At 57.6% G+C, this 22,938-nt stretch carries 17 protein-coding genes; 5 read left to right on the top strand and 12 right to left on the bottom strand.

Translation table 11 applies throughout. The features are described from left to right. Positions 1-30: 30 nt before the first annotated feature. The 3 genes from FE795_RS10860 to FE795_RS10870 all read right to left on the bottom strand — a co-directional run bounded on the left by FE795_RS10860 (position 31) and on the right by FE795_RS10870 (position 5,418). A complete protein-coding gene (locus FE795_RS10860) occupies positions 31-1,065 on the bottom strand; it encodes a CDP-6-deoxy-delta-3,4-glucoseen reductase (protein ID WP_131070674.1) in 1,035 nt (344 codons plus the stop codon). A gap of 61 nt (positions 1,066-1,126) precedes the next feature. Beyond that, positions 1,127-3,436, bottom strand: a complete 2,310-nt coding sequence (parC, locus tag FE795_RS10865; protein WP_131070675.1) for a DNA topoisomerase IV subunit A — start codon at positions 3,434-3,436, stop codon at positions 1,127-1,129. Between the two features lie 20 nt (positions 3,437-3,456). Continuing rightward, on the bottom strand, positions 3,457-5,418 hold the full coding sequence (locus FE795_RS10870) for a DNA topoisomerase IV subunit B (RefSeq protein ID WP_039942892.1): 1,962 nt from the start codon (positions 5,416-5,418) through the stop codon (positions 3,457-3,459). Positions 5,419-5,650: 232 nt separating this feature from the next. Here FE795_RS10870 and trxA point away from each other — a divergent pair, with 232 nt between their 5' ends. From trxA to gdhA, 3 genes are all read left to right on the top strand, one after another. After that, positions 5,651-5,977, top strand: coding sequence for a thioredoxin TrxA (gene trxA, locus FE795_RS10875; RefSeq protein WP_003799275.1), 327 nt, complete (start codon positions 5,651-5,653; stop codon positions 5,975-5,977). Positions 5,978-6,046: 69 nt separating this feature from the next. Next, positions 6,047-7,303 carry a transcription termination factor Rho gene (rho, locus tag FE795_RS10880; protein ID WP_003799272.1) on the top strand — a complete coding sequence of 419 codons (1,257 nt, stop codon included), beginning with the start codon at positions 6,047-6,049 and terminating at the stop codon, positions 7,301-7,303. A 141-nt stretch (positions 7,304-7,444) separates the two neighbouring features. Next, positions 7,445-8,785 (top strand): NADP-specific glutamate dehydrogenase, encoded by a 1,341-nt coding sequence (gdhA, locus tag FE795_RS10885; RefSeq protein WP_003799268.1) that lies wholly within the window; start codon positions 7,445-7,447, stop codon positions 8,783-8,785. Positions 8,786-8,974: 189 nt separating this feature from the next. Here gdhA and FE795_RS10890 read toward each other — a convergent pair whose 3' ends face one another. The 7 genes from FE795_RS10890 to FE795_RS10920 form a co-directional block, all read right to left on the bottom strand. After that, the gene (locus FE795_RS10890) at positions 8,975-9,589 is read right to left on the bottom strand and encodes a flavin reductase family protein (RefSeq protein WP_165477515.1); all 615 of its coding nucleotides are present in this window, start codon (positions 9,587-9,589) and stop codon (positions 8,975-8,977) included. A 13-nt stretch (positions 9,590-9,602) separates the two neighbouring features. Further along, entirely contained in the window at positions 9,603-10,208 is a 606-nt protein-coding gene (locus FE795_RS10895) for an aromatic-ring-hydroxylating dioxygenase subunit beta (protein ID WP_131070677.1), read from the bottom strand. Continuing rightward, the gene (locus FE795_RS10900) at positions 10,205-11,518 is read right to left on the bottom strand and encodes an aromatic ring-hydroxylating dioxygenase subunit alpha (RefSeq protein WP_003799263.1); all 1,314 of its coding nucleotides are present in this window, start codon (positions 11,516-11,518) and stop codon (positions 10,205-10,207) included. Before FE795_RS10900 ends, FE795_RS10895 begins: the two co-directional genes overlap by 4 nt. A gap of 32 nt (positions 11,519-11,550) precedes the next feature. Further along, positions 11,551-13,437: an ABC transporter ATP-binding protein gene (locus FE795_RS10905; RefSeq protein ID WP_131070678.1), complete on the bottom strand. Its 1,887-nt coding sequence runs from the start codon at positions 13,435-13,437 to the stop codon at positions 11,551-11,553. Continuing rightward, on the bottom strand, positions 13,437-14,321 hold the full coding sequence (locus tag FE795_RS10910) for an ABC transporter permease (protein WP_003799258.1): 885 nt from the start codon (positions 14,319-14,321) through the stop codon (positions 13,437-13,439). The genes FE795_RS10905 and FE795_RS10910 overlap by 1 nt, the downstream gene beginning before the upstream one ends. Next, a complete protein-coding gene (locus FE795_RS10915) occupies positions 14,318-15,331 on the bottom strand; it encodes an ABC transporter permease (protein WP_059318839.1) in 1,014 nt (337 codons plus the stop codon). Before FE795_RS10915 ends, FE795_RS10910 begins: the two co-directional genes overlap by 4 nt. Positions 15,332-15,414: 83 nt before the next feature. Continuing rightward, a complete protein-coding gene (locus FE795_RS10920; RefSeq protein ID WP_003799254.1) occupies positions 15,415-16,938 on the bottom strand; it encodes an ABC transporter substrate-binding protein in 1,524 nt (507 codons plus the stop codon). Between the two features lie 158 nt (positions 16,939-17,096). Between FE795_RS10920 and FE795_RS10925 the strand changes: the two genes are divergently transcribed. Beyond that, positions 17,097-17,606 carry a 4-vinyl reductase gene (locus FE795_RS10925; RefSeq protein ID WP_230406172.1) on the top strand — a complete coding sequence of 170 codons (510 nt, stop codon included), beginning with the start codon at positions 17,097-17,099 and terminating at the stop codon, positions 17,604-17,606. Further along, entirely contained in the window at positions 17,599-18,279 is a 681-nt protein-coding gene (locus FE795_RS10930) for a GntR family transcriptional regulator (protein ID WP_003799251.1), read from the top strand. The genes FE795_RS10925 and FE795_RS10930 overlap by 8 nt, the downstream gene beginning before the upstream one ends. Positions 18,280-18,308: 29 nt before the next feature. Here the strand turns inward: FE795_RS10930 and bla are convergent, their stop codons facing one another. Beyond that, positions 18,309-19,079, bottom strand: coding sequence for a class A beta-lactamase (gene bla / locus FE795_RS10935; protein ID WP_230406173.1), 771 nt, complete (start codon positions 19,077-19,079; stop codon positions 18,309-18,311). A 211-nt stretch (positions 19,080-19,290) separates the two neighbouring features. Next, positions 19,291-22,896: a YhdP family protein gene (locus tag FE795_RS10940; protein WP_131070679.1), complete on the bottom strand. Its 3,606-nt coding sequence runs from the start codon at positions 22,894-22,896 to the stop codon at positions 19,291-19,293. Positions 22,897-22,938: the final 42 nt, after the last annotated feature.

Genomic DNA, 22,938 nt, shown 5'->3' on the forward strand with positions numbered 1-22,938 from the left:
GTCCGCTTGTTGAGCTAGTGTTCAAGACGCTTACTTGACGTCTGCCAAGGATGTAAAGGCATCTGCAAAATAATTATCCGGATTCAGGCGAGCCTGTTCCACGAAGTCCTTGCGGGCCGCTTCAACCATGCCCGGCGCGCCACAGGCGTACACCTGCCAGGCCGACAGATCCGGCAAATCAGCCAATACCGCCTGATGCACAAAGCCCGTGCGGCCTGTCCAGCCATCTTCTGGCTGGGCGTCGGAGATCACCGGAATGAAACGCAAATTGGGCAATTCGCTGGCCCATTTCTCGGCCAATTCGGACTGGTACAGATCCTTGGGCCGACGACCGCCCCAATACAGAGCCACCTCACGCTGGCTCCCGGTTTGAATCAGGCGTTCGATCAACGCCTTGATAGGAGCAAAACCCGTGCCGCTGGCCAGGAAAACCATCGGTGCTGCACTGTCTTCTCGTAGGAAGAAAGAACCCAAAGGTGCTTCCACACGCAGAATCTCGCGCTCTTTCATGGCGGTGGCGCCGGCACCAAAGACGTGATCGGTAAACACGCCACCGGGCATGTGACGGATATGCAGTTCGACCTGATTATCTTCCCGAGGCGGCGTCGCCATCGAGTAACTGCGACGGCTGCCGTCTTTCAGAATGAACTCCAGATACTGGCCCGGATAGTAGCGAAATGGTTCGGAGGACGGCATTTGCAGACGGACGATCATGACATCATCCCGCACTTTTTCCAGGCCCACTACGCGCGAGGGCATCTTCCGGATCTGAATATCGCTCGCCATGCGAATCTCATGAGACTCGATCAACAGGTCACTGCTGGGCTTGGCCTGACAAAACAGAGTATAGCCAGCAGCAAGATCCTCCTGGCTGAGCAATTGCTCGGGCGCCCGACCGGCATCGTACTGCCCGTCAATAACCTTGCCGCGGCAAGATGAACATGTGCCGTTGCGGCAGCTATAGGGCAGGACAATCCCTGCATTCAGCGCGCCATCCAGCACCGACTGGCCAGGCTGTACATCAAAACTGTGCCCGCTGGGCTGAACCGTGACTTTGAAACTCATATCCAACACTCTACAAAGAAATCCATCAGGCGGAGGACCAACCTCCGGCGGCAATATACACTCAGGCCAGGTCGGGCCGATGCAGCACGGGCTCGTTCAATTTGAGCGACAGGGTCTTGCCCTTGCCGGCGCGCTTGCCCAGATACATGGCCAGCATATCCAGGTCCATCACAATGGTGGACGCACGCTTGCGATGCACTCCACTGACCGCCAGACCGGTTTCCCCAAAGGCTACCCATTGACTCAGCGTGTCTCCCTCGTTCAGCTTGATCAGCACCGTGCCACGCCCCCCCTTGGACAGGACTTTCAGCTCCTTGATGTCCACGACCAGGAAACGTCCCTGTTCGCTAAGCAGCCCCACATAGAGATCGTCGGGGCGCAAGGCCAGGGGTTTGAGCAGTTTTTTACCCTCTTCAAGCGTAACAAACTGCTTGCCCGCCCGCTGTCGGGTGTTCATATCGCCCTGTGAGGCAACAAAGCCGTAGCCATCGCTGGCTGCCAGCACATAGTTCTGCTCCGGCGCGGCCCCCAAAATGTGCTCGATCGGCGCACTGGGGCTCACATCAATCATGGAGGTAATGGGCTGCCCATCGCCTCGAGCCGAAGGCAGGCTGGAAACGGGCACAGTATAGACCCGTCCATCCGTGCCGATGGCAACCAGATCCGTGGTGCTGCGGCATTCCAGTGCATCGCGCAAGCCATCGCCGGTCTTGAAACTGAACTGCGTGGCATCATGGCCGTGTCCCTGACGCGAACGCAACCACCCTTTGCGCGACACGATGACCGTCACCGGTTCATCAACCACTTTGGTCTCAAGCACGGCGCGCTCGGCCGCTTCAATCAAGGTACGACGATCATCGCCGTAGGTTTTGACGTCCGCCTCGATTTCACGAATCATCAAGCGCTTCAAGGCCTTGGGATCATCCAGAAGCTTTTGCAAGGACTGCTGTTCATCCAGACGCTCTTGCAACTCTTTTTCGATCTTGAAGCCTTCCAGACGCGCCAGCTGACGCAAGCGCATTTCCAGAATGTCGTCCGCCTGACGCTCGCTCAGATCAAAGCGCTCCATCAGCGCAACGCGTGGTTCATCAGACTCACGAATGGTTTGAATGACCTCATCGACATTCAGATAGACCACCATGCGCCCTTGCAGGACATGAATCCGGTCAGTGACTTTGTCCAGACGGTAGCGGGTACGACGCTCCATCGTATGACGACGAAACTCCAGCCAGTTAAGCAGGATCTGACGCAAAGAGCGCTGGCCGGGGCGGCCATCCGTATCAATGCAGACCAGATTGATGGAGACGTTGCGCTCCAGGCTGGTTTGCGCCAGCAAGGTGGTCACGAACTCGTCCCGGTCAATGGTGCGGGATTTGGGCTCGAACACAAGACGCACCGCCGCCTGCTTGCCCGACTCGTCGCGCACGGCATCGAGCATGTTCAGCATCAAGGCCTTGGTTTGCTGCTGCTCGGTGCTCAGCGATTTCTTGCCGGCCTTGACCTTGGGGTTGGTGCGCTCCTCAATCTCCTCGAGAATCTGCTGAGAAGAGCTGCCGGGTGGCAATTCCGTGACAACCAGCTGCCATTGCCCCCGAGCCAGTTCCTCAAACACCCAGCGGGCTCGGGCCTTGATCGAGCCACGACCTTGTGCATACACCGCGGCAATATCAGCAGCGGCAGAAATGATCTGACCACCACCGGCAAAGTCCGGGCCGGGGACGATCTCGTGGATTTCCTGATCGCTCAAATTCGGATTGCGCAACAGGCTGACGCAGGCTTGCGCAACTTCACGCAGATTGTGAGACGGAATCTCCGTAGCCATCCCCACGGCAATGCCCGATGCACCGTTAAGCAGCATGATGGGCAAGCGTGCCGGCAAGGTCACCGGCTCTTTCTGACTGCCGTCATAGTTGGGAATGAAGTCCACCGTCCCTTCGTCCAGCTCATCCAGCAGCAGACGGGAAAACGGGGTCAAGCGTGCTTCCGTATAACGCATGGCCGCAGCATTGTCACCGTCGCGCGAGCCAAAGTTGCCTTGCCCATCCACCAGGGGATAACGCAGCACAAAATCCTGCGCCATACGCACCATGGCGTCATAGGCGGCCTGGTCACCGTGCGGGTGATACTTACCCAGCACATCCCCCACCACACGGGCCGATTTCACGGGCTTGGCCGTTGGGCCCAGGCCCATGGCATCCATCGCGTACAGAATGCGGCGTTGTACCGGCTTCTGGCCATCGGTCAGGTCGGGCAACGCACGTCCGCGTACCACTGAAACGGCGTAATCCAGGTAAGCCTGTTCCGCGTAAGTTGCCAGCGTGATGCCATCGTCCGATCCCGCCGGTTCAAAATCCAATTGATTGCTGTCCATAAATAACTCTTAAGTCGGGCTCAGACGTCCAGATCGGCCAAATTGCCTTTTTCTTCCAACCATGCACGGCGGGCAGAGGCCTCGCCCTTGCCCATCAGCATGGTGAACATGGCTTGCGTGCCGCTCAAGCCGTCTTCTCCCCAATGCACGGGCAACAAACGACGGGTATCGGGATTCATGGTGGTATCCCACAATTGCTCCGCGCTCATTTCACCCAGCCCTTTAAAGCGGCTGATGCTCCAGGACTCGTTACGTATGCCCTCGTTACGCAGCTTTTCCAAAACCGCATCCAGCTCGCCCTGATCCAGACAGTAAATCTTGCGGGCCGCACGCTTGCCGGCGGCAGGCACGTCGACGCGAAACAGGGGCGGACGCGCCACATAAACGTGACCAGCCTCGATCAGCTTGGGGAAGTGGCGAAAGAACAAAGTCAGCAAGAGCACCTGAATGTGCGAGCCGTCCACGTCCGCATCAGACAGAATGCAGATGCGACCATAGCGCAAACCGGACAAATCCGGCTCGGACTGGGCATCGTGCGGGTCCACGCCGATGGCCACGGAAATATCGTGAATTTCCTGATTGGCAAACAGCCGGTCCCGGTCCACTTCCCAGGCATTGAGCACTTTGCCGCGCAGCGGCAAAATGGCTTGAAACTCCTTGTCGCGGCCCATTTTGGCGGAACCGCCGGCCGAATCACCCTCGACCAGAAACAGCTCCGAATTGTCCAGATCGTGGGACTCGCAATCCGTCAGCTTGCCCGGCAAGACCGCCACGCCCGAACTTTTGCGTTTTTCCACTTTCTGAGCCGAGCGGGTACGGGCCTGGGCCTGACGCACCGCCACTTCAGCCAATTTGCGACCCTGGTCCACATTCGCATGCAAATGCAGTTCCAGTGCGTTGCGCACATAACCACTGACCAGACGCACGGCGTCACGACTATTGAGCTTTTCCTTGATTTGCCCCTGAAATTGCGGGTCCAGCACCTTGGCCGAGAGCACAAAGCTGGCCCGGGCAAACACGTCCTCGGCCTGCAGCTTGACGCCCTTGGGAATCAGACTGTGCAGTTCGGCAAAACTACGCACCGCCTGGTAGAGGCCATCACGCAAGCCCGATTCGTGCGTGCCTCCCGCCGGGGTGGGGATCAGATTGACATAAGACTCACGCACAATCTGGGACTCCAGCGTCCAGGCCACCACCCAGTGGGCTCCTTCACCCGGGGAGAAATTATCGTCATCCTGCGGCGCATACTGGCGGCCCTCGAACAAGGGCACCAACAGCTCCACGCCCTGCATTTCTTCCTGAAGATAGCCGCGCAATCCGTCCTCATAGCGCCACTGCTGACGCTGGCCGGTCTTTTGCTGCACCAGCTCTACCGTCACCCCCTCCAGCAACACTGCTTTACTGTGCAGGATATGAGTCAGCTGGGCCAGGGGTATCTGAGCGGAGTCGAAGTATTTGGGATCGGGCCAGACGCGCACCCGGGTTCCGGTCTTGCGCTTGCCCACCGTCCCCGTCTGGGTCAGGGGCTGCTGCAACTCGCCATCGGCAAACACAATCTCATTGGCTTGACCATCCCGCCAGACGAGCACCTCCAGACGGCGCGACAAGGCGTTGGTCACCGATACGCCCACCCCATGCAACCCCCCGGAGAACGCGTAGGCGCCCCCGTTCAGCTTGTCGAACTTGCCCCCCGCATGCAGCCGGGTAAACACCAGCTCCACCACCGGCGCGTTCTCTTCAGGATGCAGACCAACGGGAATCCCCCGCCCGTCATCCTCGACCTGTATGCCGCCATCCTCCAGCAAGGTAACCGTCAAGGTGCGTGCAAAACCGGCCAGCGCTTCATCGGCCGCGTTATCGATGACCTCCTGCACAATGTGCAGGGGATTGTCCGTGCGGGTATACATGGCCGGGCGCTGGCGGACCGGTTCCAGCCCTTTGAGCACCCGTATAGAAGATTCGTCGTAACGTGTAGTAGACAACTTGATTCCCGGTAGATCGTACAGAAAAACGCTATTTTACGAGTGCTTAGGCGCCAATGGGCAAACGCTTTATTGACGCGCACTGCGCGGCGAATGCACATTATCAGGCAGACGCAGTGGTATCCTGTCAAAAATTGGCAACAAGACCGTGGCAAATGGCCGTAGAATACATTGTGCTCAGGTCACGCCACCCGTATAGTTTTTCGTTATCTCTCTTTTTTTGTATCTAGCCATGAGCGACTCCATCAAACATATTACGGACGCCTCTTTTGAGTCTGACGTCCTCAAAGCCGACCTTCCCGTTCTGGTCGATTACTGGGCTGCATGGTGCGGTCCTTGTAAAATGATTGCTCCTTTGCTCGATGAGGCGGCCGAACTGTACAAAGGTCGTGTTATCATCGCTAAGCTCAACGTCGATGAAAATCCCGACACCCCCGCTCAATACGGTGTTCGCGGTATTCCAACGCTCATGCTGTTTAAAGACGGCAAAGTGGCCGAGACAAAAGTCGGCGCACTTTCCAAGTCCCAACTTAGCGCGTTTCTCGACAGCTCCCTGTAATCTCTGATTAACCGCACGCAGGCCCTATGCTGGCCTGCGGTCTGCTGCTGAAAGCCCTTCCCCACACCCATGCACCTGAACGAATTAAAAGCTCTGCACGTCTCGCAGCTGCTAGAAATGGCTGCCACTCTGGAAATCGACAACGCGAACCGCTTGCGCAAGCAAGAGCTGATGTTTGCCATCATGAAAAAGCACGCCAAAAAAGGCGAGCAGATTTTCGGTGACGGGGTGCTTGAAGTCCTGCCTGATGGTTTCGGTTTCCTGCGTTCGCCCGAGACCTCTTATCTGGCCAGCACAGACGATATCTACATTTCTCCCTCGCAGATTCGCCGTTTCAATCTGCACACGGGTGACTCCATCGAAGGCGAAGTGCGTACCCCCAAAGATGGCGAGCGCTACTTTGCCCTGGTCAAGGTGGACAAAGTCAACGGCATGCAGCCCGAGGCCATCAAACACCGCATCATGTTTGAAAACCTGACGCCGCTGCATCCGGACCAGCCCATGCGGCTGGAGCGCGACATCAAAAGCGAGGAAAACATCACAGGTCGTATCCTGGATATCTTCTCGCCTATCGGCAAAGGCCAGCGCGCCCTGATCGTGGCCAGTCCCAAGTCGGGTAAAACCGTGATGATGCAGCACATCGCTCATGCCATCACCACCAATTACCCCGAGGCCACCATGATTGTCCTGCTGGTGGACGAGCGCCCGGAAGAAGTGACCGAAATGCAGCGCACCGTGCGCGGCGAAGTCGTGGCCTCGACCTTTGATGAGCCGGCCACGCGTCACGTGCAAGTGGCCGAGATGGTCATTGAAAAGGCCAAGCGCCTGGTTGAATTGAAAAAAGACGTGGTGATCCTGCTCGATTCCATTACCCGTCTGGCGCGCGCCTACAACACCGTGGTTCCTGCTTCCGGCAAGGTATTGACCGGTGGTGTGGACGCCAATGCCCTGCAGCGCCCCAAACGCTTTTTTGGCGCTGCCCGTAATCTGGAAGAAGGTGGCTCCCTGACCATTATCGGTACTGCCCTGATCGAGACCGGCAGCCGTATGGACGAAGTCATCTATGAAGAATTTAAAGGTACCGGCAACTCCGAAATCCATCTGGAGCGCCGTCTGGCCGAGAAACGCATTTACCCTGCCATCAACCTGAACAAATCAGGCACACGTCGTGAAGAATTGCTGATCAAGCCCGACCTTCTACAAAAGGTCTGGGTTCTGCGCAAATTCATCCATGGGATGGATGAAATTGAAGCCATGGAGTTTATCCTGGACAAAATCCGGGCTACCAAGACCAACTCCGAATTCTTCGACATGATGAAGAAGTAAATCGAACATCCTGCGCAAGCCTCTCTATACGAGAGGCTTGCTTGCGATGGGCGTATGATCGGGTGCATTCCCGTGCATCCATTCTTTCAATCTGCTGAGTTCCACTCGAAATCTCAGTATTGCAAACAGAGTTCGCTTGCAATGAAATCTATCTCTCTAGAACAGTTCCTAGCCAGAGTACAGTCCCGCGACCCTCATCAGCCTGAATTCATGCAGGCCGTACGGGAAGTGATGACCAGCTTGTGGCCCTTCATCGAGAAAAACCCCCAGTACGCCGATCATGGTCTGCTCGAGCGTCTGGTCGAACCCGAGCGCGCTATCCAGTTCCGTATTTCCTGGGTAGATGATCGTGGCCAGGTTCAGGTCAATCGCGGTTTCCGTATTCAGCACAACAATGCCATCGGTCCTTTCAAGGGCGGCATGCGCTTTCACCCTTCGGTGAACTTGTCCATTCTGAAGTTCCTGGCTTTTGAACAAACATTCAAAAACGCGTTGACCACCTTGCCCATGGGCGGCGGCAAAGGCGGCTCGGACTTCGACCCCAAGGGCAAATCAGACGGCGAAGTGATGCGCTTTTGCCAGGCCCTGATCGTTGAGTTGTACCGTCACCTGGGTCCGGACACCGACGTTCCAGCCGGTGATATCGGTGTAGGCGCGCGTGAAGTGGGTTTTATGGCCGGCATGATGAAAAAACTGTCCAACAGCGCGGCCAGTGTGTTCACCGGCAAGGATTTGTGCTTTGGCGGCAGCTTGATTCGTCCCGAAGCTACCGGTTATGGCACCGTCTACTTCGCACAGGAAATGTTGGCTCGCAAAGGCTTGTCCTTTGACGGCATGACCGTGTCAGTGTCCGGTTCGGGCAATGTGGCTCAGTACGCCATTGAAAAATGTCTGGATCTGGGCGCGAAAGTGGTTACCGTTTCCGACTCGCAAGGCTGCGTGGTGGACATGGACGGCTTTACCCGCGAAAAACTGGCTGCCCTGATGCACGTCAAGAACGTTCAGCGTGGTCGTCTGGTGGATTACGCCAAAGAACATGGCCTGCTTTTTGAAGAAGGCAAACGCCCCTGGCATGTGCCGGTCGACATCGCCCTGCCTTGCGCGACTCAAAACGAGCTCGACGGCAAAGATGCTGAAATCCTGATCAAAAATGGTGTGCGTTGCGTGGCAGAAGGTGCCAATATGCCCAGCACGCTGGATGCGGTCGATGCCTTTATTCACGCCAAGATTCTGTACGCTCCCGGCAAAGCCAGCAATGCCGGCGGGGTTGCCGTCTCTGGTCTGGAAATGAGTCAAAACGCCCAGCGCCTGAACTGGACACGTGAACAAGTTGACGCAAAGCTGCACTCCATCATGCGTGACATCCACGAAAATTGTGTGAACTATGGTCAAGAAAATGACTTCATCAACTACGTTAACGGCGCCAATATTGCCGGCTTTGTCAAAGTCGCCAGTGCCATGCGTCATCAAGGCGTTTATTAAGTTTTGCGCCTTGCTCAGTAGTCAAAAAAACCGCCCACAAGGCGGTTTTTTTTATGGCTATCCCAAAGGGGTAGGGTCCGTCGCACATTTGGTAAAGGCCTCAGCCCCGCAACGTACGCTGCTGTGGACCGGCTCTGGTTGTCCACCAAAAACGAACCGCAGAAGGCTCACAACGGCCCATCATTGAAGTCAAGGCTGAAAAATCCCTCCCCGCTCGCAATAATACGGCCCAGCCCACCGAGCCAAAGGCCGATACACCTCCAGATCCACTTTCCCCTTTTCGTCCATCAAGGATGAATCCACATGGAAAGCCAGCACTTCCAGAATATGCAGCTGGTTCACACCTCGCCCCAAATCCACCACCTGATCCAACTTGCACTCCATCTGCACGGCTGCCCCATCCAGACGGGGCACACACACATGCTGGCTGGGCACGAGATTCATGCCCAACTCCTTTACCTCGCTCTGACCGGGGGGCAAGGCTGCCGCACTGGCATGAACCGCAGCCAGATCGGACTGGCGGCATAACTGCACCACACATTCCTTATTCGCCTGCAAATTACGGGCCGTATCCTTCAGGCTGCCGTCCTCATTGCGGTTGATATTGATCGCCAGCATCGGCGGGCTGTGCGCCACGTAGTTAAAGGAGCTGAAGGGGGCCAGATTCACACTGCCCGACTCCTCCAAGCTACAAACCCAGGCAATCGGGCGCGGCACGATCAGGGACGTCAGCAGGCGGTAAGCCATGCTGTCGTCCATGTCCTCACAAGACAGGCTGCGATAGCGGGGTGTCGTGTCAGTCATGTGCATAGGCCGCCTAAATGAAGAGCTGAATGGTGGGCAAATAACCATCCACACTCAACAAGTCCACTCGCTTCTCCACGATCTCCCAGTCCTGATCGACGGCGCGCAAACGGTAGGAGGCAGTAGCCGGCAGAATCTCGGTTTTTTGCTTCTGATACTCCGAATAAATCAGATTGGTGCGCACGCAATAGCAGCCATCCTCGTCAGGATGTTCAGATTGAACACGCGGGTTTTGAATCACGCGCAGACCACGCACGCCGGGCTGCAAGGAAAAGGCACGATGATGCGACAGGCGGTCGATACGCAAGCGCATCAACATGCGGTTTTCCAAAGCAATGCACATGCGTCCGTCGGGGCTTTCCTGCCCGGATTCACCCGGAATCCAGTACAAGCCATCTTGCGCAAACAGCTCGTACCATTCATCAAAACGTCCTTCATCCAGCAAGGCGTTCTCTTGCCATACGAAGTTCTGCAGGCTTTGTTGCAGGTTCGTCGTTTGGTCCAGACGCCGACCTTGCTCCTGGCTTTGCTGCGGATGCACTTGTTGCTGTTGCTGACCTTGCTGGGCAGCCTGCACTTGGCCAATCCGTGGGCCCTGCTCATGCGCTATCCCCATCATTCCTGCTCCTGCTGCTTCATGCCTTGTTTCCAGGCACGGTATTGGTTACGTATGACCCATTCGTTATTGGCATCGTCGAAACTGCCCTTGTCCTGCTCGCGTTCCTGCGCATCGTATTGACGCAGCAGATTCACCCACGGATTGCCTTGGGCTTTCAGGCTGGCTTGCTGGCTCTCGAACAAATGCACATCATCGTGCGCCACCACACTCATGGGCGAATAGACCAGACGGCTATAGCTCAGACCACGATCCAGCATTTCACGCGGTGCCCCTTTGGGTTGAAACACCCACACTTCCAGCAAGGTCCGGTCCACTGCCAAAGGCCGCAGCACACGGATGATCTGCGGCGACCCCTTGGCCGCCATGCTGGGATAAAACACCACATTCTGCGGATTGAAGCCCAGCACCCGACCTGCTTTTTCCTCGCCCCAGGCCTTTTTCATCATGGCCTCATAGCCCGGAATGCCCGAGTAATCGGTATGAATGCTGAACTTGGTGCCCAGAATGCTGTGCCCATTCGGATACGTTTCCACACCCATACGGGAATAGAAGTCATAGCCCGAGCCAAAGGGCAGCAATTGCTCCAGCGCGGTAGGGTCTTCTTCCTTGAAGACTTCACCCACCTTGGCTGCCGAGCTGGAGGCGGACTCATGGGTAGAGATGGGATGCACCGTGTCGTTGATGTTCTCCATGTACATCTTCCAGTTGCAGTTGATGACGGTTCGAATCGAACCGCCCGCCACCTGCAACTCCCCTTCCGGAGAACGATCCGCCATATTGTCCAAGGCCTGCAGCACATCACCGAAATACTCTTGCAGGCTGAACCCTTCCTTGCTGAGACGGGCAAACACAAAGCCGCGATAGCTTTCCACCGCCCCCGGCGTGGACAGGCCGCCAGCGGCCGGACACTGTGAAAACTCCGTGTTTTCATAGGCATTTTTCAGCGGTACGGCCAGCAACGAGCCATCCAGCTTATAGGTCCAGGCGTGATAGGGACAACGCAGCATCTTGCCCACATTGCCGCTGGATTCACTGACCAGTCTGGCGCCTTTGTGGGCGCAACGATTCATCACCACCCGCACCGAGCCATCGCTATGACGCAGCATGATGACAGGGCTTTGCGCCAGGGTCACCGAAACATAGTCGCCCGTCTTGGGCACCTGACTTTCATGGCCCACATAGAGCCAGGCACGGCTGAACAGCCGTTCCATTTCAAGTTGAAAAACGTCCTCGTCCAGATAGGCATCCCGATGGACTTGATGATCCTGGGTCAGGCCCGACAAGGCGGCCTCGTTATTGGCATAACTCATAGTGCTTCCTGTAAATACGAGTAAAACGGGATTCAGACCGCCATGGCGGGTACGAGAGCGGGCGCGATCTCACCAGGCATCTGGCGCGGGCCGTCCAGGGGCGCGGGCCAGATCTGGCTGGAGTCGTCTGGCGGCACGCTGCCCAGTAAAACGCGGGTATAGGGGTGCTGCGGATCGGCAAATACCTCTGCGGTATTGCCCTGCTCCACCACTTCGCCGTTTTTCATTACCAGCACCCGTGTACACAGATAGCGAATCACGGACAGATCGTGAGAAATGAACACCACCGCCACGCCCAGTTCTTTATTCAGACGCAACAGAAGATTCAGAATCAAAGCCTGCACCGATACATCGAGTCCCGACACAATCTCATCGGCCACCAGCAAACGCGGCTGCACACACAAGGCGCGGGCGATGTTCACCCGTTGCTTTTGTCCGCCGGACAGCTCCGCGGGGAAACGCAGACCGGCATCCTGGGCAAGGCCGACCTGCTTCATCAACTCGTCCGCTTTCAGGCGGCGCTGCTCCGGTGTCATGCCCGGCTGCAACTCCAGAACCTGCGTAACCAGCTGCTGAACGCTGCGACGTGGATTGAGAGCCGAATCAGGGTCCTGAAACACCATCTGAATCGTCTGCGACAAGGACGCGCCCTGGCCTTTGGCAAACTGCTCCCGGGACTGGCCCTGCACCAGCACTTGCCCACCGCTGGGCTGCAGCAAACCCACCATCAAACGGGCGACGGTACTCTTGCCACTGCCACTTTCGCCCACCACACCGACCATCTCGCCGGGACGTACGCTCAAGGACAGGGGCCGCAAGGCATACATCAGGCTGCGGCGACCATTGCGCGTCACTCGGTAGCTGCGCTCCACATTCTGAAACTCCACCAATGGGGCCAACTCTTCAGACGGCGCTTGCGGCAAGACATGCAACTGGCCTTGCGCCGCCACATCACCCGTCATGCAGGGACCGGCACAACTTACCCAGTGGCCTGGCTTGACCGGTGCCAACGCGGGCGGACGTTGTTCACAGCTTGCATTTCGAGTAGGACAACGCCGCGCAAAACGACAGCCGGGCAAATCCCGCATGTCTTTCAAACCCGGCATGATGTCAGCCAAAGAAGGCAAGGCATACAAGGGGCCATTCAAGGCCGGCGTCGCATTTTTCAAGGCCCAGGAATACGGATGCAAGGGCATGTCCAGAACATCGGCGGCAGGACCTTGCTCAACCACATCTCCGGCGTACAACACGGCGACCTCGTCACAGACATGGGCGGCCATGCGCAAGTCATGCGTAATCAAAATTACGGCAGTTTGGTGACGCTGCTGAACCTCACGCAAAATCCGGATAATTTGCGCTTGGGTAATCACATCCAGGGCTGTAGTGGGTTCGTCGGCCACAATCAGTTCGGGGTCGCCGGAAAAGGCCATGGCAATCAAGATACGCTGACACTGCCCTCCAGAAAGCTCATGGGCATAGCGTCCCAGCATGGACGGCGGATCAGGCAGCCCCACTTCATGCAGACGCTCCAGGCAGTATTGTTCACGCGATGCACGAGGAATACCCAGTCGAGCCAGGTGCTCGAACATTTGCTGACGTATGGTCAGCACCGGATTTAACGAGGACAAGGGTTCCTGCGGGACAAAGGCCACTTTGCGACCCAGCAGGCGGCGCATTTGTGCGCCCGTCACCACCGAGCCCTGAAAACAGACCTGCCCCGAGGACAAACGCAGATTGCTGGGCAACATGCCCGAGATCACCCGCCCTATCATGCTCTTGCCTGCACCAGACTCTCCGACCAGCCCCAAGGTACGACCTGCCTGCACCGCAAACGACACCTTGCGCAACAGCTCTACCGACTGCCCCTGTACCGGCACCGAGACACTGACTTGCTTGAATTCAATCACCGGCACGCTCATCAGTGTGCTCCCCGTTGCTTGAGCCGAGGATCGAGCGTGGTACGCAAGCCATCACTCAGCAAATTAAAACCCAGCACTGCAAACACAATGCCGATCACAGGCGCCATCAGTCCCCAGCCCGCCTGATAAATCTGGTCACGGCCATCGGCCAGCATCACTCCCCAGGCCACCACATCCGAAGGAACAGAGAGCCCGACAAAGCTCAGAATAGCTTCGACCACAATGGCCACCCCCATCTGCAGACTGAACAGGGTCACGATCAAGGGCGCCACGCTGGGCAGCACTTCGCGCAGCATGATACGCAGGTGCGAAAAACCCAGCAGATGTGCCGCATACACATAGTCACGCTGGCGCACCACCAGAACCTCGGCCCGGACCACGCGATAAAAACGGGTCCAGTCCACCAGCACCACAGCCAGAATCACATTGAACAAACCGGTTCCCAGACCGACCATCAGCATCATGGAAAACACCACGGGCGGAAAAGCCATCCACAACACGACCAGGGAACTGACACCCCGATCGAACCAGCCGCCCAGGTAGCCGGCCAAGATCGCCAGCACCGTACCCAGAATCATCGTGCCCGCTGCTGCCGTCACGGCAACCTGAAAGGCCACGCGACTGCCATAAATCAGCCGGGACAAAATGCAACGCCCCAGGCCATCCGTGCCCAAGGGGTACTGAGCCAACCCGCCTTCCTGCCAGGCCGGGGGCAAGAGTGTGGCCAGCAGATCCTGGGCATTGGGATCATTAGGCGCCAACAGAGGGGCAAACAAGGCCACCAGCGAGAAGATCAGAACCAGGACGCCGCCAATCAGCACCTTGGGATGGGCCAGCACCGGCCGCAGCCGCGCCTGCCAGAAAGAAGGTGAATGCGTGCTCATGCAGACCTCAAACGTGGATTCATAACGCTGTACAAACCATCGACACAGAAGTTGACGACCAGCACCATCAGACAGAACACCAGGGCCACCCCCTGAATCAGGGGAAGGTCATGGTTCTTGATGGCTTGCACCATCAGATTGCCGATGCCGGGGAAAGAGAAAATGACTTCGATCAGCAAGGTGCCGCCAAACAGAAAACCAAACTGCACCCCAATCAAGGTCAAAGTGGGCAGCGCCGCATTCTTGAGCATATGCCCCAGCAACACCCGCCACTCCGGTACACCGCGCAAACGCGCAACGTTCACGTACTGGCTGGTAGCCGTCTCGATCAGGCTGGAGCGCAGCACGCGAATCACAATGGGGCTAAATGCCAGCGCCAACGCCAAGGCCGGCAAGAGCAGATGGGAAAAGGCATCCCACCAGGCTTGCCATTGCCCCCGCAACAGCAGATCAAGCAAAAGAAAACCCGTGCCGCCGTCCACCACGGGCGTGCCTTCCATGCGCCCCATAAAAGGCAGCACCGGAAACAGCACGCCAAACACCACGATCAAAATGATGCCCCACAGAAAAGAGGGGACGGACAAGAGCAAGACCAGCACAAAATCGGCCACGAACTCGATCTTCTTCTTATCCAGCAGATACAACACAATGCCGCCGGGAATCGAGATCAACAAGGCCATCAGCAAGCTGACACCGACCAGCTCCAAAGTGGGTGGCAAAGCCTGGGCCAGCAAGCCAGTCACCGGCTGATGAAAGAAGATGGAGTTACCCAGATTGCCGCGAAACACACCGCTCAACCAAACCTGGTACTGGTGCAAGGCCGAGCCATCCATGCCCAGCTCGACACGCAGCGCCTGCGCATCGGCCTCGGTCGCCGAAGGCGGCAGCATCATGCCCAGCGAATCTGCTGGAATGACGCGCAGCATGAAGAACACAATCATGGACAGCACAAACGCCGTCACCAGCACGAAGACGAGCTTGCGCGCCATCAGGAAGCAAACGTTTTTCATGAAAAGAACCGCAGGAGAAAATACGTCCGGGGGGAGCCCGGTAGGTCACCCCACCGCCTGAGGCTGCGGGGTGCATGAACGGTTTACTGCCAGGAATACTCTTGCGGCAGAATGTAGCCGGTCTGATAGGTATTGAGCTTCAGGCCCTTCTTGTAGGCAATGGTGGAAATGGACTGCAGGACCGGTAGGCTCCATGCTTGTTGGGCCGCTTCGCGGTTCAAGGCCTGATAGCCCGCTACGCGTTTTTCCTCGTCCATCTGGCGATTCAGCTCATCAAGCGTGCCTGCCAGACGCTCCTCCTTCCAGGTGGAAAACCGCAGACGCGGGTCCAGAATACGGCCGGTAAAAATTTCCGGATCACCGGTGGCATTGGCCCAGCTATAGAGCATCACCCCCGTCAATTTGGACGAATGGCTCAGCTCCAAATACTTGGCCACGGTAATTTCCTCCACGGTGGTCTGCACGCCAATCTGGCTCCACATCTGCGCCACCGCACGGGCAAGGTCATAATCCGAGGGGAAGGTGTTATTGGTGGAATACAAGGTAATGGTCAACGGGTTTTGCGTGCTGTAGCCCGCTTTGGCCAGTTCCTCAACCGCCGCTTTCTTGTCGAAAGGAATGTTCAGATCAGGTACATCTCCGGGCGAGCCCTTGGTGGCCAGAACCGACAAGGGCTGGGCGACATTTTTGTAGAAGGCACGGGACAGGCCGGCCTTGTCGATTGCCATGTTCATGGCACGACGCACATGCACATCCTTGAAGCTGTCTACATAGCTGGGCATTTGCAAAATGTAGATCTCGCTATAGGGGTAGACCTTGGCTTCCAGCTTGGGATTCTTTTCCAGACGGCTGATTTCGCGCACCGGAATCTGAACCGAGACATCTGCCCGACCCGACTCAACCGCTGCGACGCGCGCTGAAGAGTCCGGCACAATTTCAAACACGACCTGCTTCAAGTCGGGCGCGCCTTGCCAGTAGTCCTCAAAGGCTTCCAGCGTGATGCGGGAACCCCGCTGATAATCGCTCAGCTTGTACGGGCCTGCGCCAATCGGACGCTTCAGGAATTGCTCCTCCCCGACCTTTTCGAAATAGGCTTTGGGCAGGATATAGGCCGACAAAAAGGCCAAACCTTTGGGAGCCGTTGGGGTGGGCGAGCTGAAATGGATAATCGCTTCCAGCGGGCCGGTCACCTCCACCGACTTCAAGGTGGGCAGCATGCCATTCAGTGCCAGGGTTTTCTTGTTGATCGCACGATCAAAGGTGAACTTCAAATCTTCGGCCGTCATATCGCTGCCGTCGTGGAATTTCACCTTGTCGCGCAGCTTCACCTTCAAGGCCTTGCCTTGCTCATCCACCCATTCCCAGGACTCAATCAGGCGTGGTGCCACCTGCAAGTCGTCACCCACAAACAGGGGGGAGTCAAACACGGCCTTGTAAATCGACTGACCAGCAGGAAAAGTGACCGAAGTCGGATCCCAGGAGGGAATATCCACGGGGAACGCAATTTTCAACTCGCTTCCCGCTGCCTGGCTGGCCGCTCCCCACCCCATCATCAAGGCCGCTCCCAAGGCCAGGCCCATCACGCTTTTTCGCAACGCTTTCACCATTTGTCCCCTTTTGTTATGACTTCATTCCAGCGTCAATCCGCCTCGCAAAAAGTATATAGTTTATTCTTAAATTAAATGGATAATGGTTTTCCCTATAATTTATTTTCTTTAATATCAATCTATTATCAGAAAACAAAACAATATACTTTTTATGAAAAATGACTAAATTTAGAGACAGATTGAACTGGGATACGGCTCAGGGCCAGATTTTGGATGCCGATCGGCGCTACGTGATGCTGCGTGCCGACGTGTTGATGGGGCTGTTTCGCCGGCTGGATGAGCCCGCTCGCACACAGGCGCTGGACGCCTTGGGACAGGCTGTCAGGGAGCAAGGCGGTTTGTCCGCCAAGGCCTACTGGGAAGCTATCCATCACGACCCGCAGGCTTTGCTCAACAGCATTGCCCACATCTCGGCACAACTGGGCTGGGGAAACTGGGATATTCAAACGCAGCGCGCAGGCGGTTTACAGGTCCGCGTGACAAACAGCCCCTTTGCCAAAGGATTTGGCGCCCATGATCGGCCCCTGTGCCGGCCTATCGTTGGTATGCTTACAGCCGTCGGCCAACTGATTTACGATCAGCACGTCCAGGTGCAGGAGAAACACTGCTGTGCACAGGGACGGCACGTCGACTGCCTGTTCACCGTCTTGCCCAAATCCAATGAGTAAAAACCAGCCTGCCGCCCCCAAACTGAACATACGCCAGCAGGTCTACAAACACCTGCGCAGCCGCATGCGCAGTGGTGACATCCGCTATGACGATCGCCTGGTCGACCACGAAATTGCAGCTGAGCTGCAGGTCTCACGCATGCCTGTGCGCGAAGCCTTGCTGCAACTGACCAACGAAGGGCTGTTGGAAGGCACCTCGCGCGGCTTCATGCTGCGGCGCTTCACCCCGGCTGATATTGCGCAGATTTTTGAAATACGGATGTTGCTGGAGCCTGAAGCGGCTGCCGCCGCCTGCCTGCAAGCCAGTCTGGAAGGACTGGCCCTGATGAACAAGGCCGCCAATGCAGCCGAAAAAGCCCATGCCGCGGCAGACCCCATGCAATACATGATTGCCAACGATGCGTTTCGGGAAGGCTGGATCACCCTGTGCCCCAACCCGCACTTGAGCACCATGATTCTGCGTCTGAGCGATCACGTGGAAGCCGTGCGTCTGGCCACCTTGCGCGATACACGCTATCGGGAGCTATCCATGCAGGCAACCCGTGGCATCCTGCAATCCTTTCTGGACAAGAACCCGGAACAGGCGCGCGAGCATGTACGCACGAACCTGCGCCATGCGTCCATGAGCTATTACGCAACATTGGATGAAATGCTGGAGCGTCAGGCGGGTTAGGCATCCCGCCGCCGGTGCCTGCCCGGTGATCAGGGCTGCGCTTTCTGTTCCACCGCCGCTGCAATAGCCTTGCCAATCGTGGCGATGGCCGCGTTGCGCTCATCCATAGAAGCCTGGGTTTCCGTAATGTAGACGGCAGCCACCAGCGGCGCGCGTTCAGGGGGCCACATCACCGCCACGACACCGCGTGTGCCGTAAGCCGCTGCCCCGGTTCGGTCCGCCACCGCCCAGCGTTCAGGGACGCCAGCCCGCAACAAGGGTCCACCCACTTCGTTACGACGTAGCCAGCCAATCAGCTGATCGCGGTCCGCTGCTTTCAGTGCATCGCCCAGGGCCAGACGATGCAAGGTCTGCACCATGGCATAAGGGCTGGTCGTGTCACGCGGGTCGCCGGGCGCGGCTTCATTCAAGCTGGGCTCATTGCGATCCAGACGCGTCACCGTATCGCCCACGCTGCGCAGGAAAGAAGTGACGGCCGCGGGCCCGCCAAGAATCTCCAGGACCCCATTGGCAGCCGTGTTGTCGCTGTTGCGCATCGTGATCGCACATAATTGATCCGCCGATATCTGCTCACCCACCCGATCTTTGGTAGTGGGGGCATAAGACTGGACAGCCTCCTGCCTGACCCGCCAGGCCGCCTTCATGGCGCCTGGCCCTCGGGCCAGCAAAGCCGCACAGATCACCAGCTTGCTGATGCTGGCCATGGGAAATCGTTCATTGGCCCGGTACTGCCATACATGCCCGTCCGCCGTATCGAGCACCGCCAAACCGACACGAGCGCCTAAGGATTGTTCGAGCATTTGCGCAGTCTGCACGACAGATTGAGGACTGGCTGCCGCCCCCTTGAAAACCCATCCTGCCAAAAACAGCAAGGCTCCACATTGCTTCAGTCTTCTCACGCGCATCGGCCTACCCTACAAAAACCAGCTCACACGAGGGAAACGGCCCCCAAAAACCATCGCCAGGCTTACCGGGCATCATGCCAGGCGCCTGGAAAGCCGATCGTGGCGATCAAGGCTCAATCCGGGGCTGCTTGTCTTTTCCAGCCGTATTCACAGCCGGGGCGTCCAGCTCTTTGAGCTGGGGATCATCTACCTTGCCGCTCACTGCATAAGTGACGGACAAGTGACTGCTCATCGGCACCTGCATCAACCACTGGGTCAGCATGGCCCCTACCCCCACCATCGGATTGACAGCAAAGTACGCCGCAATTGCTGCCCCGCTCATGTCCAGATTCGGGCTGACCACCGCAATCAGATCCAGGGTTTCATCCTTGATGTCGATCCAGCCTTTCAGCTTGATCTCCCCGGCTGGCCCCTTAATCTGGTAATTGTCCAACTCCAGCTTGCCCTGAGACAGATTCATGCGTCCGGTGAGACTATCAAAAGCAAAACCGTCTTTCACCGCCCCGAACAAATCCAGGTCAAGCCGGCTCAGGCGCGAGATGGACTGCAAGCTGAGCAACTCCAACAGTTTTGCCGAGCGTGAGTTCAAACTGATAAAGCGCCCTTTTTTCAGGTCCACGTTAAACTGGCCGCTGATATTGCGCTTGTCGCGCGACCAGGGGAAATCGCTCCAGAACAAGGCGGCCTGTATGGTCCCGTCCCCATTCTTGATCGACTCGGTCAGCAAGCCACTCACATCCACAAACTCACCCAGATTAGCCACCTGACTATTGGCAATCAGCTCCAGACCGCGCTGGGGCCCGCGCAAGGCCAGGGAACCCGAGCCCTGCAAATGCATGCCCTGAGCGCTAAGCGAAAAATTCTCCAGCCGCCACGTGGCCCCGGCGCCCGCCGGCTTACCCATGGCTTGCAAGGTGCCAAACCGTATGCCCTGAATCTGCAGGTCATCCACCTTTAGCGAGATAGCCGGCAGGCTCAAATCATCTTCCGTCGGCACATCGGCATCGGGCCACGCCCAATCGGGCCGCTGACCATCAATATGCAAATGGGAAAAATGGGCGTTAAACAAACCGGCATAACGACCATCACGATGCTGCGCCTGAACCTGCCCCTGGGCCTGCCGGGCCTTCAAGCGCAGGGACACCCTGCCTGCAGCATCCTCGGTGCTTTCCAGCTCCAGCTGATCCAGCCTCTGTCCCCGTAACCATGCCTGGTCTGCATTCAGCTGCACCCGTTCCAGCAAGGGCAGCAAAGGACGAGCGGAAGGGGCCACGGGACTGCCATCCAGATTCTGGCCAAACTCCTGAACCACCTGTTCCCACGCATCCAGATCCATGCGATCGTAGCGACTACGCAGTTCCAGACCACGTCGAGGCCATGTCACCCATTCTGGCGTTCCCATGCTGCCACTGTGGAAGTAGCTGCCCTGGCGCGAGCCTTGAGCGTGGAGCAAATTGAGCAAAAAGGTCTGCCTGTCTCTCAGACTGATCTGCAAGCGATCCATTTTGGCGGCAGAATCACTGCTCCAGTCCGCTTTCAATTGGGCTGCCCGTTCAGCCGGCTTCTGAAAAGGTTCGGGCAAATTCAATGCCAGCCCCTTCAGGTCGGACTCTGCCCCCAAGGAAAACGCTCCCTTGGCATCCAGTTTCATCAGCACGCTATAGGCTGTCTGACCCTGCAGACGCTGCAAGCCTTTCAACCCCAGATACTGCTCCAGGCCTTGCGAGGTCAGGGTGCCGCTCAGGCGCAGGCCAGGCCTACCTGGCTCCAGTATTCCCTGGATCTGCGCATCTCCTCCCAGCAGCCTGCCCGTCAAGGTCTGGGCGCTGACCCCCTTCTCATTAAAGGCCAGCTCCCCTTTCAATGCCGTCAAAGGGGGAGCCTCGGGCATGAACTGAAACTTGCCATCCTTCATCTGGATCAGGCCCTGGACCTGCGCATCGTCGGCATTGTCCAAAGGAATCTGCAATGTGATGGGCACCGTCCAGTCTCCCATCACCCGGCTGTCAGCCAGCAACCCATCTAACAGATCATTCAAGGGAGACTGATGCACCAAGGCCAGATAACTGCCGGCCGGCGCCTGCGACACCCCTTCCAGGGTCAAGACACTGTCTTGCTCCAGGGAGCGAATGTGGGTCTGAATATCACGCATGACGATATCCTGCTGCTGGGCAATAGGCATGCGAGCCTGCTGCGCCAGAATATCCAGATTGTCGTTATGCATGCGAATGCTGCCCTGCACGCCTTCCAGCCGAGGCCAGGCCAGACGCTGGGGGCGGGCCGGCTGATAATCCACAATCCCCTTATCCAGCGCACCGGCCACTTCAAACTGACCATCCTCCGGATTCAGACCGTAGGGAAAGGTATCCAGCCCGCCCCGTAGCCGAATCGTGCCCTGGGTGACAGCGCCTTGCACCAGCCCCGCCTGCATCCATTCACGCGCCAGAGGATTCACCGTCAAGGGCAGATAGTTCACTAAAGCGGCCAGATTCAGGTACTGGAATTGCCCTGTCCAATCCGCCACACCGGCCTCAAACTGGCCGTCCTCACGCCAGTTGCCGGACAGTTGCGCATCCAGATCCGCATTGCGCACATTTACCATCATCGTATTCAGGCCCAGTCTGGCCAGCTCATCGCGATGTGCTGTGCCCTGCGCTTTTAGCTGATCCACACCCACATGCTGAGCAAACAGGTCTGGTATCCGCAAGCCCAAGCCATCCATCGTCACCGCCCACTGCACATCGTCACTGGCTTTGCCCTGGACCAAGGCCTGCATATCGCTCAGGCTGCCTTCCAGCTCCACAACGGCATGCTCCAGCTGGACCCGCTCCTCATGCTCGGTGCGCACGGCAAGATCACGCAGTTGAGCCAACAGTTGCATCTGAATGGACGGGGCCGCGTCGGCTTGGCTGGCTTGGGCATGCAGATCCACCCAAGCCCTGTCCAGAGCCGCAGGGATGTCCAACCAGGGACGCAAGGCCGGCGTATCCACTGCCTTGGCCTGCACCGTCATTTCCCAGGGCAAGCCCATCACGTCCACATGCTCGGGCAAACGACGCTGGCCTTGCACCCGCAAGGCCAGGGCGACGGACTCGCCCAGATTGGTCGGCAAGGCCGTGGCCAGACTGACCTCATGCCAGCCCTGGCGATAGCCGATCTGCAGTTCAATGGACGGCAGATTCAAGGCCGGTGCGCCCCGCAAATCATCCTGCCATTGCAAGGAAGTACCCTGGATACGAACGCCCCGCTGTTGCAGCAGCCAACGAACCGGACCTTGCCAGGCCTGGGGGCTGGTATCGACGCTATCGTCGTTCATATCCAGCCTTTGTCCCATCACCAGAATCTGGCCCTGGGAATCGCGCCGTATGGGTATGGTCAAACCCTGCACATCGAGCTGGCGCAGCTGCAGCGAGCCGCTAAAGAGCGATTTCCAGCTGATGACGGCCTGCAAGCTGGGCAACTGCAACATAGGCGCCTGGCCCGGTTCGGCCACGGACAGCTGGGTTATGGACAGATGCGGGTTCCAGCCCTGCCAGCTGCCTTTTAACTCTTGCATCTGGACGTGCAGGCCGGTTTGCTCGGTGATTTTCTGCTCCAGATACGGACGCAGATTATCCAGTTGGGGAACGAGCAGGTAGCGCACGCCAACCAGGCCCAGCATCAGCGCAAAATAGAGCAATAGCGCCAGTCGCACAAGCCCTCGAACTACCATGCATTCAATTCCCGAGTATAGTTAAATGCGGCCATTTCCGGC

The organism is Alcaligenes ammonioxydans (genome assembly GCF_019343455.1).
GTDB lineage: Bacteria > Pseudomonadota > Gammaproteobacteria > Burkholderiales > Burkholderiaceae_B > Alcaligenes > Alcaligenes ammonioxydans.